The organism is Turicibacter sp. HGF1 (genome assembly GCF_000191865.1).
Classification (GTDB): Bacteria; Bacillota_I; Bacilli_A; order MOL361; family Turicibacteraceae; genus Turicibacter; species Turicibacter sanguinis.
Map to the genome: position 1 here is coordinate 1 of NZ_AEXQ01000132.1, position 18,648 is coordinate 18,648.

Here is an 18,648-nt window from a genome sequence, read left to right on the forward strand (position 1 = left end):
AGAGCTATTTTTTATGCTAATTTTCTTTTCTTCTATTTAAAACTATTCCACCTGTACATAATACAACTCCGATACCAAGAAGGAGCCAGCTATTAAATCCTGTGTTGGGTGTAACCTGATTCATGACAGTAATTGTAACAGAATTCGTGACCAATGCTCCATCACGATCACTAACCTGATACGTGATATGATACGTACCTGAAACAGATGCATTCACATTATTTTCAATAATTTTGATTTCAGAAGTTAAATTTCCATCTTCAATATCATACGCAGTAACACCTTCTGATGGATCAAATGCATCACCAACTTTAATAATTTTATCCCTAGCTTGAATGACTGGAAGTTCATTGATGATACTACTTGATGGCAATACCGAAATGATTCTCGTAACCGTCGTCGTATTTCCACTAGAATCCATCACTGAATAAATCAGTTCATATCGTCCAACTATATTAATATCTACCATTCCCCTAACTTGAATTTGAGATGTCAAATCATCATCTTCTGCATCATAAGCTGTAACACCTTCTAATGAATTAAAAGGGGTCCCAACACTCAAGGTTAAATCAGTTGCTCCACTTATGATGGGAGTTTGTCCTAAATCTAGATTAACATGAAGAAAAACTGTTCCATCAAACTCAATTTCTACCCCATCAGATGAAGAGGCTATTTCTGAAAAAGTAAACTTTAGATCCTGGCTTTCTTGAATATTCTCCCATACTACTTCATCTGTTTTCAAATCATAATAACCATCTTCAACATTTACTTTTCCAACAGGACCATTAAAATCTAAAATAGGATTTTTTATTTTTAATGTATCCCCTTTTTTCACAGAATATTCTCCTAAATCGATAGTCTGTTCATGGCCCCATCCATACAAATACTGAGCTAAACTTTTAAACCGACTAATATCTTTCACGTGATTATTAGAAAAATCAATAATCTCTAAATCCTCCATCTCTGTGACAGGAGTCATATCATAAAGGTTATTATCAGCTAGGTACAAATAAACTAATTCATCTAGATTAGATAAAGGACCTAAATCCCTTATCTCATTACTCGCAATATTTAATAAACTTAAATTAACTAAATGAGAGAGAGCCGAGATATCTTGAATTTTGTTATTGGTTAAAATAAGGTAATTAAGCTTGCTTAAATTCGTTAATGGGGACAAGTCGGATATTTGATTATCTTGCAGTCTAAGTAACGTCAAATTAGTTGCATACTGTAATCCTTCTAAATTAGAAATTCCTTTACCATTTAAATTTGCTACCTTCAATGTTGATAATTGTTTTTTCGTTATATCACTTTCACTCGAGTTCCCTAATGCTTCATTTAAAGCGATTTTCAAACTTTGATCTGGAATATTGACAATATCATTGCTCATTGCATGAGTCGTTGATATTGTTGTAAAAGTCATGAATAAAATAAACAGAAAGAGAATACTTTTTTTAACCATTTTAGATAGACAACTCCTATTTTACAAATTTTATTCGTTGCTAATAGTTTCCCTTTCTTTCTAAATTTCTACTCATTGATTTTAAAAATATAAAAAGGAACTATCTTTAATTTAAGATAGTTCCTTTTTATATTATAAATATTCTGTTGTGTCTGTCGGTAATCCCTTTTTACTTAAACGAATTTCAATGACATCTTTAACGATTGAATAAATTAGTGCAAACATTGGAACTCCAATAATCATTCCAACTAATCCAAATAGTTTCCCTGCAACTAAGATAGCGAATAAAATCCAGAAAGCTGAAATTCCGATTGAGTCACCCAAAATTTTAGGTCCAATAATATTCCCATCAATTTGTTGAATCACAAGGATAATAACCCCGAACCATACTGCCTTAATTGGCGAAATGAATAAAATAATAATCGCTGATGGAATAGCTCCAATAAATGGTCCAAAGAATGGAATAATATTCGTTATTCCAATAATAACAGAGATTAATAATGAATATGGCATTTTAAAGATTGTTAAGATTATAAAGGTTAAAACCCCAATAATAGCTGAGTCAATAATCTTTCCACCAATAAATTTTCCAAATGTCAAATTAGTGCGATTAGCAAGATTTAAGATAATATTTGCATGTTTATCATTAAATAATGCAACGACTACTTTCTTTCCAAGTGCAAAGAACTTTTCTTTATCAACCAGTAAATAAACCGAAATGATAATTCCTAAAATAATATTCCATACACTCGATGCAAAAGCCATGACGATTCCACCGATAATTGGTAGAAGATTTGTGACTAATTGGAGCACCCAGTTCGTAATTTCTGTTAATTTATCATTGATTAACGTCATGTATTCTGGACTAATATCCGTCTCATTTAACGTCTGTTCGAGTATTACTTTCATATCATATAGATATCTTGGAATGTCATTAACTAACCCTGTAATACTTTCGACTAATTGTGGAACCACGAATTGAATAAAGACATAAAAAATTAAACTTGCAGTTAAATATGATAATATAACCGCTACCCCACGCAGAGATTTTTTTGAACCTTTAATAAACTTCTTAAATACTCTATCCTCATAAAATTTCAAGATAAAATTAATTAAGTAAGCGATGATAAAACCAATAATAAATGGTTGAAAAACGGCCATTATTTGGCTCATCTTTCCTGTAAAAGCATCTAATTTTGATATAATGTTAGCAAAAACAATACTGAAACAAATGACAATAAAAGCATATATCGCAATGGTAGTATATTTTTTATCCCAATTAATCTTCATAACTCCTCCTATTATTGTTATTTCATACTAAATTATAACTCTATTATATACTATTATTAGGCTAAAAAAGTAGCTTATATTCGCCTATATTTAAGTAATTTTTGTAAAAAAGCCACCTATCCTATTAACGAGATGAGGTGGCATATAAAAGTATTTTATTTTAATTTAATTGATTCGCTTAACACGTCATATCCTGTATATGCTAAAGCTAATGCTGCAATGACTAGACGTTCATGTGCAAGACTTGTAACGGTTGCATCAACCATTTGTTGTGAGTGTCCAACAATCTTACAATCACCAATTCCAATATAGGGATGAATCGTTGGACAAATGTTACTAATATTTCCGATATCGACTGATCCAGTTTCCTTTTTAGCTGGATGAATATCTGTGATTCCAAGTTGACGTAAATTTTCATTAAATGCATTTGATAATACTTGATTCGTTTTTAAATCATCATAAGATAATTCATAGTTACTAATCTCTACTGTTGTTCCTGTTATTAAAGCAGCACCTTGTGCAATGTTTAAAACTTTTTCTTTAACAACTGCTAAGTATTCTTTCGTTGCTGCACGAATATAAAATTGTGCTGTGGCATGTTCTGGTACAATATTCGCTGCTACCCCACCATTTGTAATGATCCCATGCATACGAACATCTGATTTAACATGTTGGCGTAATGCATCAATTCCATTAAATAATTGAATAACAGCATTTAAAGCGTTGATTCCATTCTCTGGGCTCGCTGCTGCATGAGAAGGACGTCCTGTGTAATCAAATTGTAAAGCTTCCATTGCTAAAGATGTTCCACTTTCTGTTGTATATCCATCCGGATGAACCATCATAACAGCATCCATCTCATTAAATAATCCTGCCTCAGCCATGGTTACTTTAGCGCCATTTGTTTCTTCAGCTGGCGTTCCAAAAACATAAACTTTTCCACCAACTTCATCGATAATTTTACTCAATAAAACCCCTGCTCCAGCACTCATTACACCAATCATATTATGACCGCATCCATGACCTAAATCAGGTAATGCATCATACTCACATAAATAAGCGACAGATAATCCAGGTTTTTTACTATCGTAAACCGCTGTAAATGCTGTTTCTAATCCTGCAACACCTACTTCAACTGAAAAATTATGTTCTTTTAAAAATGAAGTTAATGTATTTACAGCTTCGAACTCTTGGTTTCCAAGCTCAGGATGATCATGAATATAGTCACTCATTTCCCATAATCTTTGTTTAAGCTCTTCACTAATTTGCAATAATTGTTCTTTCATAATGCCCCTCCTGTATACAAAAATCTATTGATAGATTTCTTCTTATTCTAATTCATTTTTCATTTTAAGTTCAACTATAGTTTACTAGGCATTCTCTATAAAGAAAATGCCTAGCAAAATTAATATTATGACCAACCCATTAAAATAGCAATTGTAATAAAGATAATAGCAATTACTCCAAAGATAACTTGTAGTGGTAAAATCCATTTAATCCATTTTGACCATGGGATACCTGCTACCCCTAAACAAGCCATTAAGACTGCACTTGTTGGGAAAATCGCATTTGAGAATCCATCACCAAATTGGAAAATTAAAATTGATGTTTGCGGTGTAATTCCAACTAACTCACCAAGTGGCGCCATAATCGGCATTGTTAAAGCTGCTTGTCCTGAACCTGATGAAATAAAGAAGTTAATAAACATTTGAACAAAGAACATGACATATCCCGCAATTAACGAAGGTAATTGACCGATGAAGTTTGATAATTGGTAAAGAATTGTATCAATAATTTGACCATCTTGTGCAAGAATCACGATTCCACGAGCAAATCCAACCACAATAGCTGCTCCAATCATATCTTTTGCTCCACTTACAAACGATGTTGCCATATCATCAAAACTTAAACGTCCAATAAATCCTGCCACGATTCCTGTAGCTAAGAATAAAGCCGCGATTTCTGGAATAGCAAAATCAAATTTTAGTACTCCAACGACAATTCCAGCTAAACAAACTAAAATCGAAGATAAAATAATTTTATGTCTTACTGTAAACTCGATATGTTCTTCAGTTGATTCTTTTAATGCTTCACGACGTGACTGATCAATTTCATAAACGGGACTTAATTCTGGATTACGTTTGATACGACGACCATACCACATTAAGAATAGAATAGATGCTAAAGTTGTAACTGCCCAAATTAGAGTACGGAATCCCACACCTGATCCAGCTTGAACATTTGCAATACTTTGAGCAACCCCTACTGAGAATGGATTAATCATTGCTGTAGCAAAACCAACAATACATCCAACATAAGAAATAGCCATCGCCATAATACTGTCATAACCTAAAGCTAAACAAAGTGGAATCAACATTGCAATAAATGGAATTGCCTCTTCCGTCATTCCAAAAACTGCGCCACCTAATGAGAATAATCCCATAATAAACGGAATCATTAACATCTCTTTTCCATGGAACGATTTAACGGCACTTGTAATTCCAGCATCAATTGCACGTGTTTTTGTAATAATAGCAATTGCTCCACTTACGATAAATAAAAAGGCAATAATTTCTGAAGCTCCTACAATTCCTTCTAATGGAGCTTGTAATAAACTAAATAATCCTTGCGGTGATTGCTCGATGTATTGGAACGATCCATCCACAACGACTGTTCGACCTAAATCATTAACCACTCGCTCATACATCCCAGCTGGTAATATCCATGTTGCTACGGCAACGATGACTAAGATAAAAGAAATAATAACTAGCGTATGTGGTACTTTAAATTCTTTTTTCGCACCTGCCTCAGTTTCAATACTTCTGGCTCTTCTAAGACTTAACATATATTAATCTCCCTTCAGGTTTTTAACATCCAATAAAGCATTGTCCCCATCTTTTCTTGGATGGTATGAGGTGCAAGAGCTTCACAATAAAAAAAGTCTTGAGTATCACTCAAGACTTTTCAGAAATAATCACATAACGTGCGTTTACTTTTGAATGCTCAAATGATAGCCCTCCACAATTTTTATGGTTGGCTTTAATAAAAAAAAGCCTTGAGCAAATCACTCAAGACTTTGAATTTTAATATATCATTTAATCGATATACAATGCATTCATCTTAAATGATAGCTCACCACAAAATATTTTGTGACAGTGTTAAGTATATTTTACATAACACCAGCTCTATCACCTTAAAGTATCGATGATAGGCTTCGGCGAGAACTCCTTTCCTATTGCGTCTACGTCTTCACTCTTCAATAGTACTCTTAGTTACCGCACCTCTATCTAAAACCTATTTATTTTTTAATTAATTAAATCATAAACTATATTCTATTCTTTTGCAAGTGTAAATTTATGTAACTATCCAATAAAATTTCTATTTTATATTTTTTTAATAAATACACTATAGAGAGCTAACTATAATAAATTTTTAAAAATGAGATGTCCTTAATGAGTATTAAAGAAAAAATTCATGAAATGGAAATTCATCATAAAGAACAACATCATGAGGAAAAAAAATTTGAGAAAAAAGAAGATAAATTATATAAATAGCCTATAAAGACACGCTAGTTTTAAAGCGTGTCTTTTTTATTTACTCATTTTTTTAGATTTCTTTGCACAAGCTTCCATAGCATTCATAATACTTGCTCTAAATCCCTCTTGTTCTAATTTAGCAACTGCCTCAATTGTTGTGCCACCTGGTGAACAAACTTGATCTTTTAATCCCCCTGGATGCATCCCTGTTTCTAGTACCATTTTCGCCGCTCCAAGCACTGCTTGTGCAGCAAATTCGTAAGCAAGATTTCGTGGCATCCCTTGTAAAACAGCAGCATCAGCCATTGCTTCAATCATCATATAAACATAAGCAGGTGATGATCCACTCACAGCAATAACGGAATCAATTAATGCTTCAGACACCACTTCACATTTTCCAAAACTATTAAAAATAGCAATCACTTGATTTAACTCATTTTCTGTAACATTGCGATTTGGTATAATTGCTGACATCGCTTCACCGACTTGTGCTGGTGTGTTTGGCATTGTACGAACTACCTTAATACTTTTTTGAAAATAGTCCTCAATCATTTGAAGTGTTGGTCCCGCTGCAATACTCACAATAATGGTTTCTTTATGAATACTTTCTTTAATTTCATCAATAATAGCGGGATATAAATATGGCTTAACTGCTAAAATAACAATTTGACATAAATTTGCAACGTCTTGGTTTGAAGTTGTCCCATTTATTTTATAATCTTCAACAAATCGATTAACTTTTGTCTGGCTAGGATTAGACATCAAAATATCATTTGATAATATTAATTCAGATTTCAATAATCCTTTTAACATCGCCATCGCCATATTACCACTACCAATAAATCCAACCGGATACTTCATATTTCATCCTCCTTTATTTTATTATAGTCTTTTATTCATACTTCTCAATAATAATAAAAACGTTTACTTAACTATTCATTGCCTTCGTGGTATAGTAAGTTTAGTAATCATACTAGGGGGGGATTTTTAAATGATGAAAGCTATTGAGTTTGTAAGAGATGGATTTGTTTTACGTGGGACTGAACACCTTCCTAATCAAATAAGTTCTTCTATTCCAGCTATAATTTTATTTCATGGTTTCACAGCTAATCGTTGTGAATTTGGATTTAGCTTCGTAAGATTGGCTAAACGATTAGAGACTGCTGGTATTGCAGTTTATCGCTTTGATTTTATGGGAAGTGGTGAAAGCGACGGTGATTTCTCAGATATGTCTGTAAGTACCGAACTTGAAGATGCCCATGCTATTTTAAATTATGTTCGCTCACTTGAGTATATTGACTCAAAGCGTATTGGTGTTCTTGGAATGAGTATGGGTGGCTGCGTTGCTAGTCTATTAGCAGGACTTCGTCCACATGATATTCAGTCACTTTGCTTATGGGCACCCGCTGGTTTTATTCCTGACATGGCTAGAAATGGATTTTTACTTGGAAAACAAATAACGGAAGAGATAAAGGAATCTGGTTATCTTCCATGGGGAACTCTACAAGTCGGTATGAAATTCTTCACTCAAGATATTAACTTACACGTTTATGAAACGGCACAGAAATTTGAAGGATCTGTTTTATTAGTTCATGGGGATAAAGATTTAACTGTTCCAATCGAGACTTCTTATGAATATTTGAAATACTACAATAATCGAGCACAACTCATTACAATCACCGGTGCAAGTCATGGATTTGAGACTCTTAATTACTTAGCATTATTATTTGAGTCAACAGAATCATTTTTTAAATCGCAATTACTTTAGGCAGGGAGTTTCCTGCTTTTTTGGTGCTTAAAATAGTTATCATATCAAAAATTTAGCTTACATAAAAATTAATGAAAGGGTGTGTTAACTATTGAATTTTCAGTTTATCATAGAGTATATTTATCAACTTTTTTTATTAAGTCCTTACTTATTTACCTCAGTAGTTTTAGTTCGATGTGTATATTTTTCTTGTCGCAATAATGAATCACACGAATTAGATTTATCTAAAAGTTTATGGGGAATTCTTATTATCACCCTTTTAACCTTGATGGAGTTCTTTATTCCTGGTATTTGGGACCTAAAAATCTCACACAATGTAATAACCCTCTTTTTAACAATTGATTTAGTATTAATCTGTCTTGTCACTATATTCCATAACAGTAGCGAAAGCAAAAAGAAACTAGTTTATTTACTTTCTATTCCTGCTCTACTAACCTGTTTAATCCTATTGAATATTATTGCTTTTTAGACAAAAAAAAGAGTGTTAGTACCCCTACTAACACTCTTTTTTTGCTCTTATCTGTCCCACTAGTTAAGAGAAATAAATAAACGACTAATTGAATAACATAACACTAACCCAAAAACTTACCCCTAAGTTTCTTTAATAAATAAAAAACCTCTAATTAATTTACTCATCACTTCATCTCACAAGCTCTATTATACTTAGTTTCCCACAAATTTTGAATTTAAAAAATGTCACAGATTTTTGTCGAAATCTGTGACATTTTCCATCATAGAGATTTTATTAATGAAGTATACTGTAACACTTTATCTGGTTTAATTAAACTCTCGTTAATAATTGTTTTATAAAGTTGTTTTTCCATCAACAATAAAGTTGGGGGAATAGCTAATGCTTGTTTGATTAACTCTTTTACTTCTTCAAATAAAGATTTAATTGAATCAAAATCCTTTAAATCAAGATACATTTGAAGTCCCCATGTAATAAAATCCTCTTTTTGGTCCATATGAGCACTTGTAAAAATATCTCTTTTAATTTCATTAAAAATTGATTTAGCTTCTTCATATTTTTTCAATCGATAATTAATTTCACCTACTATAGAGTTAGTCACACTGTTATGTGAATAGTTCTTTCTATACTTCAATGATAAATCTAAATATTTTAAAGCTTCTTCATAAAATCCATTATTGTATTCTAAATAGGCTAGATTATGATAAGCATGTCCTAAAATTGGAGGACAAAATGGATTTTCAATGAACTCTAATAATATTTTTTTGGCCTCTTCATCCTTATTTTGTTTTTGTAAAATCATCCCTTTTAATAAATATGATGAACCTTTTGCCATTATATCTTCATTCTGATTCATTATTTCATCAATATAAATTAAGCTTTGTTCACAATCTCCATCATATAAATAACTAGTAGACATATCATATAAATTTTTATATTTAAGACTTCCTGTCTCTTCTGATAAGAAATAACTAGCTATCTTATATTGTGCAATGGCATCTTTATACTGCCCCAGCTGATTAAAGTTTACTCCAACCAAATTATAATATTTAGCCGGGTTGATATCCGTTTGATTACAATATGAAATAGCCTTTAAAAAGTATTCATTTGATCTCTGATGATCACGAGTAGTGTAATAATGAATTGCTATTTTCTCATTCAAATTAATAAGTGGTTGAAATAATTCATATTTTGTCGCAACTTCATTAAATATCTCATAATCACTTAGACCGTACTCTAACGTGCAATGTTCCTCTAACCAAATTTCTGCTTGTTGTTCTGGTGTTAAACAAAATTGTTCATACGTATAATTCTCTTTAAACAATCCATTTGTTAATTGATCTAATGCATCATACATGAGTTGTTTCATTTCTTCATTTAAAGATCTTTTATTTGTTTCTAACATACTAATATAGTTACGTGAAAATCCAAACGATTCAAAGGCAACTTGTTTTAATCCATACTGTTTACGTACTTGACGAATTTTTTCTCCAATTGTTAAAAACATAACGTATCCTCCGAACCTTATTTACAAATGATTACCTTATATTTTAACGTATAACTAACTCTTTGTATAAAAAAATATCTAAAAGTATGCTATTTTTTGGCTAAATTAACTAATCTCAAAAGCTCTTGTTTATCAATTTCACCAAATGGAGATTTGTTTATTCTAACTGCTGTTCCAAAGTGGAAGTCTGTAGCCCCTGTCTCTGTTTTTATCAAATTGAAATTATCAAGAGTTAGTCCTCCTCCTAATAAAACGTTAATGTGTCCTGACTTGGCAATCATTTGTTTAATCACATCGCCATTCTTCGTAATATGATTCAGTCCCCCTGCCGTTAAAATATTTGTAATCTGTGGATATTTAGATAATGTCTGAACACTTTCAAGTACATTTGTTTCATCTATGGCTTTATGAAACGTAACTTCTAATCCATTACAAACATTTAAAAGTTGTTTAAGTTGTTGTTCCTCAATCTGATTTTGACCATCTAATAGTCCAAGAACAATCCCATTTGCGCCCAATGATTTAATGATTTCGATATCCCGAATCATTAAATCTACTTCCTCATTACTATAATTAAAACTTTTAGCATGATGCCTAACCATGACATTGACTGGAATTTTCACACTTTTCACAACACTCTCAATAATAGCGTAGCTTGGCGTCAATCCCCCTTCTGTTAAGGCACTAACTAGTTCAATTCGATCAGCTCCACATTCTTCAATTGTTTTTGCATCTTCTAATGTCATTGCAATAATTTCTAGCATAAATATCCTCCCTTACATGTTCCGCTCACCTATATTCTCTCATAAATTATATTAAAAGGGGGCATATAGATGAATGAAGCTACATCTGATTATATTTGGATTAATGATGAATTAAATAATTTTAATCAAATTATTCCTAGACGATACACATTAGTACATGATCCTAATATCTCAGACTTATTTCTTTGTATCAACCATGAATTCATGTATCAACATTTAATTTCTAGTGAATTTAAATTATTAGGTGAATGGACAACTTATGATGAAAAAAAATATCTGTATTATATTTATATCGATGTTGATTTCATTCATCCAACTAAAAATTTAAACCCTATTGATGCTTTAATTGCGGAGCTTCCTCGTTTAATCAAAGCTATCAAATACGGAGATTGTTCTTTTTTTTCTCAACATGAGCAGTTATTAGATTCATCCATTTATCTTTTTCTTCATTCTAAAGATCCTACTCTTGATTGTATAAAATACGTCGGGTTATTTTCTGATTATATATAAAAAAGGAGTCCGATATTCGACTCCTTTTTTTGATATTAAACTAATGCTTTCATTGCATCTGCAACGAATTCTACATTTGTTCCAACAATGATTTGAACATTTGTTTTACTTAATCTAACAACTCCGCGTGCTCCAATTGCTTTTAATGCTTTATCCTGTACTAATGTAGCATCTTTTACTTCTAGACGAAGGCGTGTTGCACAGTTATCGATTTTAACTAAGTTTTGACTTCCACCTAAACCTTCAATGTATTTTTTAGCAAGTTCATTATAATCTCCTGAAATTACTGTATTTTCAGTGAACTCCTCGTCATCTTCTTCACGACCTGGTGTTGGTAAGTTTAATTTTGTAATTAAGAAGTAGAATACTACAAAGTATAAAACTGCCATTCCTAATCCAACTAATAAGATTAATAGTGGTTTAGTTGCAAAATTAAAGTTAATTGCATAATCAATAAATCCTGCTGAGAATGTAAATCCATGTAAGATTCCTAATGAATCAACAATAAATCCTGAAATTGCAGAAAGTACTGCATGCACGACTAATAAAACTGGTGATAAGAAAATAAATAAAAATTCTAGTGGCTCTGTTACCCCTGTTAAGAAAGCTGTTAAAGCAAGTGATAGTAACATTCCTCCCACTGCTTTACGTTTTTCTTTTTTAGCTGCAAAGTAGATTGCAAGTGCTAAAGCAGGTAAACCAAACATCATAACTGGGAAGAATCCTGCCATAAAATGACCAGCCGTTGGATCTCCTTCAAAGAAGCGGTTTAAGTCACCTGTTACTCCATTGTATTCCCCTAATTGGAACCAGAAGAATGAGTTTAATACATGGTGTAATCCCATTGGAATTAATAAACGATTAAAGAACATGAATCCTGCAACACCAAAGGCTCCCATTCCGGCAATTCCAACTGAAGCATCCGATAAAGCATTTTGAATCGTTGGCCAAATCATTGCTAATGGAATTGCAACAACAAATGAAATTAAACCAGCCATAATTGGAACTGAACGTCGTCCCCCAAAGAACGCTAAGAATTCTGGTAACTTAGTATTACGGAATCGGTTATAACATAATCCTGCAATAACCCCAGCTAAGATACCACCTAAGAATGAAATATCTAATGTTTCAGCCACTGCCTCTGCATAGTTATTTGTCCAATATGTTGCTGTTACATTTGTTAACGTTAAGTAAGTAATGACCCCTGCAAGTCCAGCTGCACCATTTTGATCATCTGATAAACCTACGGCAACCCCTACTGCAAATAATAGTGGTAAATTATTAAATAATGCAGACCCAGCTGCTGCAAAATACGGTAGAACATTTTCAACAAACGCTCCTGATCCTAATGCTTCAATAACGTCTGGTTGTCCAAGACGTAACATTAATCCTGCAATTGGTAAACAGGCGATCGGTAGCATCAGTGATTTTCCAATGCGTTGTAAAAACTTAATCATATTACTTCCCCCTACACTTTATTAAGATATCGATAAAAATAATAAGCTCTATCCATAGATCATTATTTTTATGCAAAATATTTGTCCATCAACTGGTTATGATAAAATGCCTTTTCTAAGTGGTCTATACCAATTGTGCATCTATAGTTTAAATGAAATCGCTTTCTATTTCAAGTGTTTTTTATAAAAAAAGAGAAAAAAATGATATTTTATATAATTTAATAGAAAAAAAGAGAGTATTTCGTTGTTGAAATACTCCCTTTTTTATTAACATCGTTTATAGTCCTCTTCAGAAAGTAAACTCGCCGCCTCAGCATCTAAAATTAAAACAATATCACTGTGGAATTGTAAAATAGAAGCTGGAACTTCCGGACGTACTTTTCCATGCACTGTATCATAGATTGCTTTGGCCTTACCTGCTCCTGAAGCCAGTAACATAATTTTTCGGCTTTTAAAAATTGATCCTGTTCCCATTGTAATAGCTTGCTTTGGTACCTCTTCTAAACTATTAAAGAATCTAGCATTTGCTTCTCTTGTTGATTCATCTAATTCTACCACATGAGTTCCTTTTTCAAATAGAATCGTTGGCTCATTAAATCCAATATGAGCATTGTTTCCAATTCCAAGAACCTGAATATCAATTCCTTCAGAGTTTGCAATAGCTGCATCATAATTTGCACATTCCGCTTCAATATCTGAAGCCATCCCATTTGGAATATGAATATTTTCCTTTAAAATATTCACATGCTTAAATAGATGTTCATTCATAAAATAATGATAGCTTTGATCATTGCTTTCAGGAAGTCCATAATATTCATCTAAGTTAAAAGTTTGGACTTCTGAAAAATCTAATACACCACTTTGATACATTTTAACCAAATTTCCATACATCCCAATTGGCGTACTTCCTGTTGCTAACCCTAAAACAGAATTTGGTTTTAATGTAATTTGACTTAAAATCATTTGTGCTGCTTTTTTGCTCATTTCATCATAATTTTCACATACTAAAATTCTCATCATTAACACCCCTCTACGCTAAATGATTAAAAATAATACGACCTTCTGAAATTGCTAAGTGACAGTTCATTTCCTCATCAAAGATTGAGATATCCGCATCTTTTCCCACATGTAAACTTCCTTTATAATCATCAATTCCAATTGATGTGGCTGGATTTAAAGAAGCCATATGAATTGCCTCATTAATCGTAGCATTCGTATTTTGTAAGAAGTTATAAACTGCCTTATTCAATGTTAAAACACTACCTGCCAAGCTTCCACTTTCAAGTCGTGCCGCTCCATCTTTAACATACACATCTTGTCCACCAAGGTCATATTTTCCGTCTTTCATACAACCTGCTCTCATACTGTCCGTAATTAAAACAACTTTATGTTTACCTTTATTATCTAAAACAAACTGGAATAAGCTTTTATTAATATGAATCTTGTCAGCAATCATTTCGCAATAACAATCGCTTGTTAAAGCTGCTCCGACAACTCCTGGCTCACGATGATTGAGTGGTGTCATGGCATTAAATAAATGTGTCACATGAGATACTCCATAATCTATAGCTTCCATCGCCTGATCATAAGTTGCATTTGTATGACCAATCGATAACGTAATATCAGTTTTGTCTTTTACTTCCTTTGTAAATGAATAATCATCGTCCATCTCCGGAGCGTATGAAACTAATTTAATAACATCCGTATAATCCTCAATAAATTTATAACTTGGCTTTACAATATATTGTTCCGGTTGCGCCCCCTTATAAATGGCATTAATAAATGGACCTTCCATATGGGCTCCCATAACTTTTGCTCCATCAAATTCTTTACTCATACATTCACGAACCACTTTTAATGCTCCATAAATATCCTCAGGGCTCATCGTCATTGTTGTCGGTAAAAAAGATGTCACACCATTCTTAACAATCCCTTCACTAATCGTTTGAATAGCCTCTACACTTTGATCCATCGTATCAGCTCCACAACTTCCATGAACATGAACATCAATAAGTCCCGGTGCAACATAATTCCCTCTTGCATCAATCACCTCATGATTAGCAGGAACTTCATCACTAATTTCGACAATTTGTTTATTAAAAACTAAAACTTTATTTTCAAGAACTTTATCTGGCATAATAATCTTTCCGTTTACTATTGCGTACATACTCCACCTCTTTTATTAATTTTCATTCAATACAACTTCAAACTCATGTTTATCCGTTAGGAAAATAGACGATGTATACTCCATCACTTCCTCAAACTCTGTATAAACAACACGGTCAATTTTAAGTGCTAAAGTATTAATTTCACACTGTAATAAACCGGCTTGCTCTTTAGTAATCATAACAGGCGTAATCACTTGCTCCGCCCTTACAATCTTATGCTGATACCTTTCCTTATATAGTTGATATAATGAGTTTTCTTTTATTAAGTTTTCTGTTAAATCCGGACACATATCTTGATTAATATATACAGTCTCAAGAATGAATGGATCGTTGTCGATTGAACGGAGACGTTTAATCTTATAAACTAACGAATCTAAGTTTAATAAATTTAACTTCTCTCTTACATTTTTAGAATAAGTATCTAGATTAAACACAAGCAATTCATTTTCAACTTGATATCCTCGTTTAGTCATGATTTCTGTAAAACCTTCTAACTTTTGATATCGATGTTTTTTCTTTTTATATGCTACAAATGTTCCTTTACCTTGATGACGATTTAAAAGTCCTTCATTGACTAAACTTAAAATCGCTTTGTTAACAGTCATTCTACTAATTTCTTGATGCTTACAAATGTCTCGTTCAGACATTAAAAAACTTCCCTCTTTTAATTCTTCTGTTTCAATCATCTCTTTAATAATAGAAGAGAGCTGAATATGAAGTGGAACTTTTGAGTTCTTATCCACTTTCTTCACTATTTATCCGCCTCTTTCAGTGTTTACTTATTTGACAATTTAAAATGGTATATACCAATTTCATCATACTTCTATTTTAATTGAAATCGTTTTCTAAATCAAGGGGTTTAAAAATGATTCTAAAAATATCATATAAAATCAAGATTATCCTAATCCGCTTCTCTCATTTTAATTATATATAGTTTCTATAATGAATTCTTGTCATATCAAAGCTACCTTCCTATTTATATTCATTGCTGCTAGAATCCAATACTTTTACACCAAGATATATGATTTAGATGGAATCAATGATGGGGGCTATGAAACAGAATAAAACGCAAGACGGAATCACGTCTTGCGTTTTATTTTTTTACATCTAAAATTTGATTTCCTTCTAAATGACCATAATATTGAAAATTCGTGTTTAAATTTTCAAGTAATGTGACTTCTTTTCCATCGGCTAATCGTCGTACTAAGTTTAATTTATCTTTCCCTACAAATTGTAGAAACACTAACTCATTATTTTCAATTTCTTGTGGATAAAAATCAAAAGTTTTTTTACTTTGGGTTAGTTGTGTTGATTTCTTAGTGGTTAAATCATAGACATAAAGATGATTACTGCCAAGTTCAAATGGTTTATATTCTTTCGGTGCTTCTAATCCCGCTGAATAATATAACTTAGAACCATCAAATGAAAATATAGGACTCATGGCTGTCATTTCATTTGATAATATTGGAATCATTTCTTGACTTTTAACCTTAAAAAAATAGAGATGCTTATTCTCATTCATAACTCGGCCTTCACCTTCTATAAGGGCGACCACATCATTGGATATCGGATTAATCGCTAAATTGTCGAGATAAACTAGCATTGTAATCTGATTAAATTTTATAAATATATCATTAGACGTATCATACATCCCTAAATTAACACCATCTGCTGTGATTGATCCTGAATTTGGCTTACACCAAATATAGATCAACTTTCCATCTGAAGAGAGTTTTTCAATTGAAGGGTTAAAACCAATCGATGTTTTCGTCACAGGTTCATAACCAATTAAAATTGATTCATCAAGACTCTTTGAATCATATTCTACAATCCCAATCGGCCAATTATAATCAGGCACAATAGCATATTTCTTCGCAAATAGGACGCCCTGATTATTCATCTTCAATTCATCGTATACATACCCTGCTCTTTCAAGAAAGAGTGAAAATTCATGAGTCTCTAGATTAAATTGATACACATTCCCTTCATTCTTTGAGAAGATTAACTGATTTTCATGCCAGATATAATCTTTAACACCCTCCACTTTAATTAACATTTCTTCATTATTAACAAGTGACGATATATATAAATTGGATTTTTCATCTTGATAGGCAACATACGATTTACTTTCTGATATAAGAGGTTTAAGAAATTTATCCCCGTGATTCAAGATAGTAGTCTTATTGTTTTCTAAATTAATCATGACGACTTGATTCTCAGTCATCGCAACAACCGCTGACTGGGCCAACACTGAGTAAGATTGAATCATTACCATCAAAAATAGTAGGATGATTTTCTTCATAATCATTTCCTTATTATTCTAATGATGCAGAAATTGTAACTAATACCTGACTTTCTAGCGTTGCTAAAACATCATGTTCAATACGAGCATCAAACTCTAAAAAGTCACCACTATTCAACTCATAGCTTTCACCATTACTAAAACTCATGCTGATTTCACCTTTAATAACATGAATCGTTGCATATCCGTTATGGCTATGCTTTGGAAGTCCCTTTCCAACTTCAAAATTAAAACAAACCGTACGAAACCTAGGATTGTTTGCAATTAATTGCTTTGCTTCTTTTAACTCATTTAACTTATAAAATTGACTCATAATATGACCTCCATTTCAACTTTATTATGGATATTTAAAATCATACTATGAGTCAATCGCATATAATGTATTATCAAAAAAGCTGAGAGTCCCGGTTATCCAAACGTAAAAGTCTTATTCAATTGTCGCTGACACGGTTTTGTCAGTGTACAATTGAGAGACTTTATAGTCTGGATGGGACTCGAAGCTAGATTAATTCACCCCAGACAAAGTTATTCTATACTTAAAAACCAAGTAAGAATAACTTTGTCTGGATAAGATGGTCTAAACTTCACTTACATTCAGTTAGAGCCATCTAAAAGATTGAAAATCCTGCTTAACTCTCTCAAGTGAAGAAAAGATAGAATTGAAAAATTGACTGCATTCTTTTCGAACTGTAACAAAGAGTTGTGATTTGCGATGAGTAAACTCAGGATAACTGACTACTATGCTTCGATTTACTCAGCAAGTAGATGTAAAAGTTAGATTGAAATCTATATTGGAGGCGATATAATGCGTAATTTTACCCCAGATAAACTGTGGATTAACTATCAATTACGCAATTTAAATCAATTAAATCCTAGACGATACACATTAACGCATTCCGATGAAACAGGCGACCTATTTCTAGTCATTAGCTCTGACTATGCTTACGATAAATTAACTGCTATGCGTGATGAAGTACTTGGAGAATGGACAACAAAAGACTTTCAAAACTATTATTTTTATGTTTATGTTCGATTAGACGGTGAAGACGGGACAAAATCTACCGCACGCCGAAATGAAATATTTATTAAGGAACTACCTACCGCACTCAAAGCTATTAAATATGGAGACCCCTATCTCTTTACCGTTTATCCACAATTCAACTCTGCACCAATATATATCCATTTCCAATCAGACGACCCAAAATATAATCGAATTGAATATTATCAGACATTTAATGAGTATTAAATAACCAAGATAAGAGTTATTCTATATAGAAACAGAAATGTATTTCACTATTATAAATGAGTCTCAGTACTGAAGTCTTTTTGATCCTTAGGCATCACTATAGTCCAGTTAAAAGTTTTCCAAGTGTGAAAAACTTATCTGGACTTATATTAAAAAACTCTCTCTTATT

At 32.3% G+C, this 18,648-nt stretch carries 16 protein-coding genes and 1 riboswitch; of the genes, 3 read left to right on the plus strand and 13 right to left on the minus strand.

The genetic code is table 11. The features are described from left to right. Positions 1-16 precede the first annotated feature (16 nt). The 5 genes from HMPREF9402_RS12795 to proC all read right to left on the minus strand — a co-directional run bounded on the left by HMPREF9402_RS12795 (position 17) and on the right by proC (position 7,149). On the minus strand, positions 17-1,462 hold the full coding sequence (locus HMPREF9402_RS12795) for an immunoglobulin-like domain-containing protein (protein ID WP_006785671.1): 1,446 nt from the start codon (positions 1,460-1,462) through the stop codon (positions 17-19). A 132-nt stretch (positions 1,463-1,594) separates the two neighbouring features. Next, a complete protein-coding gene (locus tag HMPREF9402_RS12800; RefSeq protein WP_009607588.1) occupies positions 1,595-2,752 on the minus strand; it encodes an AI-2E family transporter in 1,158 nt (385 codons plus the stop codon). Positions 2,753-2,907: 155 nt separating this feature from the next. Then, the gene (locus tag HMPREF9402_RS12805; protein WP_009607586.1) at positions 2,908-4,038 is read right to left on the minus strand and encodes a M20 family metallopeptidase; all 1,131 of its coding nucleotides are present in this window, start codon (positions 4,036-4,038) and stop codon (positions 2,908-2,910) included. 125 nt (positions 4,039-4,163) lie between these two features. Beyond that, positions 4,164-5,597 carry a YfcC family protein gene (locus HMPREF9402_RS12810; protein WP_006785668.1) on the minus strand — a complete coding sequence of 478 codons (1,434 nt, stop codon included), beginning with the start codon at positions 5,595-5,597 and terminating at the stop codon, positions 4,164-4,166. Between the two features lie 275 nt (positions 5,598-5,872). Further along, a riboswitch (Lysine riboswitch) is annotated at positions 5,873-6,046 on the minus strand. A 296-nt stretch (positions 6,047-6,342) separates the two neighbouring features. Beyond that, positions 6,343-7,149, minus strand: a complete 807-nt coding sequence (gene proC, locus HMPREF9402_RS12815; RefSeq protein WP_009607583.1) for a pyrroline-5-carboxylate reductase — start codon at positions 7,147-7,149, stop codon at positions 6,343-6,345. A 130-nt stretch (positions 7,150-7,279) separates the two neighbouring features. On the opposite strand from proC, the gene HMPREF9402_RS12820 reads away from it, so the two are divergent. After that, positions 7,280-8,056 (plus strand): alpha/beta hydrolase, encoded by a 777-nt coding sequence (locus tag HMPREF9402_RS12820; protein ID WP_006785666.1) that lies wholly within the window; start codon positions 7,280-7,282, stop codon positions 8,054-8,056. Between the two features lie 731 nt (positions 8,057-8,787). Here the strand turns inward: HMPREF9402_RS12820 and HMPREF9402_RS12825 are convergent. Continuing rightward, positions 8,788-10,032: a tetratricopeptide repeat protein gene (locus HMPREF9402_RS12825; protein ID WP_009607587.1), complete on the minus strand. Its 1,245-nt coding sequence runs from the start codon at positions 10,030-10,032 to the stop codon at positions 8,788-8,790. Between the two features lie 89 nt (positions 10,033-10,121). Then, positions 10,122-10,796: a copper homeostasis protein CutC gene (locus HMPREF9402_RS12830; RefSeq protein ID WP_006785664.1), complete on the minus strand. Its 675-nt coding sequence runs from the start codon at positions 10,794-10,796 to the stop codon at positions 10,122-10,124. Positions 10,797-10,865: 69 nt separating this feature from the next. Between HMPREF9402_RS12830 and HMPREF9402_RS12835 the strand changes: the two genes are divergently transcribed. Continuing rightward, the gene (locus HMPREF9402_RS12835) at positions 10,866-11,306 is read left to right on the plus strand and encodes a staygreen family protein (RefSeq protein WP_006785663.1); all 441 of its coding nucleotides are present in this window, start codon (positions 10,866-10,868) and stop codon (positions 11,304-11,306) included. A 35-nt stretch (positions 11,307-11,341) separates the two neighbouring features. Here HMPREF9402_RS12835 and nagE read toward each other — a convergent pair whose 3' ends face one another. The 6 genes from nagE to HMPREF9402_RS12865 form a co-directional block, all read right to left on the minus strand. Next, on the minus strand, positions 11,342-12,763 hold the full coding sequence (nagE, locus tag HMPREF9402_RS12840) for an N-acetylglucosamine-specific PTS transporter subunit IIBC (protein WP_006785662.1): 1,422 nt from the start codon (positions 12,761-12,763) through the stop codon (positions 11,342-11,344). Between the two features lie 267 nt (positions 12,764-13,030). Continuing rightward, a complete protein-coding gene (gene nagB / locus HMPREF9402_RS12845; protein WP_039931082.1) occupies positions 13,031-13,780 on the minus strand; it encodes a glucosamine-6-phosphate deaminase in 750 nt (249 codons plus the stop codon). A gap of 13 nt (positions 13,781-13,793) precedes the next feature. Then, a complete protein-coding gene (gene nagA, locus HMPREF9402_RS12850; protein ID WP_009607584.1) occupies positions 13,794-14,930 on the minus strand; it encodes an N-acetylglucosamine-6-phosphate deacetylase in 1,137 nt (378 codons plus the stop codon). A 15-nt stretch (positions 14,931-14,945) separates the two neighbouring features. After that, positions 14,946-15,683, minus strand: coding sequence for a GntR family transcriptional regulator (locus HMPREF9402_RS12855; RefSeq protein WP_006785659.1), 738 nt, complete (start codon positions 15,681-15,683; stop codon positions 14,946-14,948). Positions 15,684-16,024: 341 nt separating this feature from the next. Then, positions 16,025-17,233 (minus strand): hypothetical protein, encoded by a 1,209-nt coding sequence (locus tag HMPREF9402_RS12860; RefSeq protein WP_009607585.1) that lies wholly within the window; start codon positions 17,231-17,233, stop codon positions 16,025-16,027. A 13-nt stretch (positions 17,234-17,246) separates the two neighbouring features. Beyond that, a complete protein-coding gene (locus HMPREF9402_RS12865; protein WP_006785657.1) occupies positions 17,247-17,546 on the minus strand; it encodes a cupin domain-containing protein in 300 nt (99 codons plus the stop codon). A 492-nt stretch (positions 17,547-18,038) separates the two neighbouring features. Between HMPREF9402_RS12865 and HMPREF9402_RS12870 the strand changes: the two genes are divergently transcribed. Further along, the gene (locus HMPREF9402_RS12870) at positions 18,039-18,479 is read left to right on the plus strand and encodes a staygreen family protein (RefSeq protein WP_006785656.1); all 441 of its coding nucleotides are present in this window, start codon (positions 18,039-18,041) and stop codon (positions 18,477-18,479) included. The last annotated feature ends 169 nt before the right edge of the window (positions 18,480-18,648 follow it).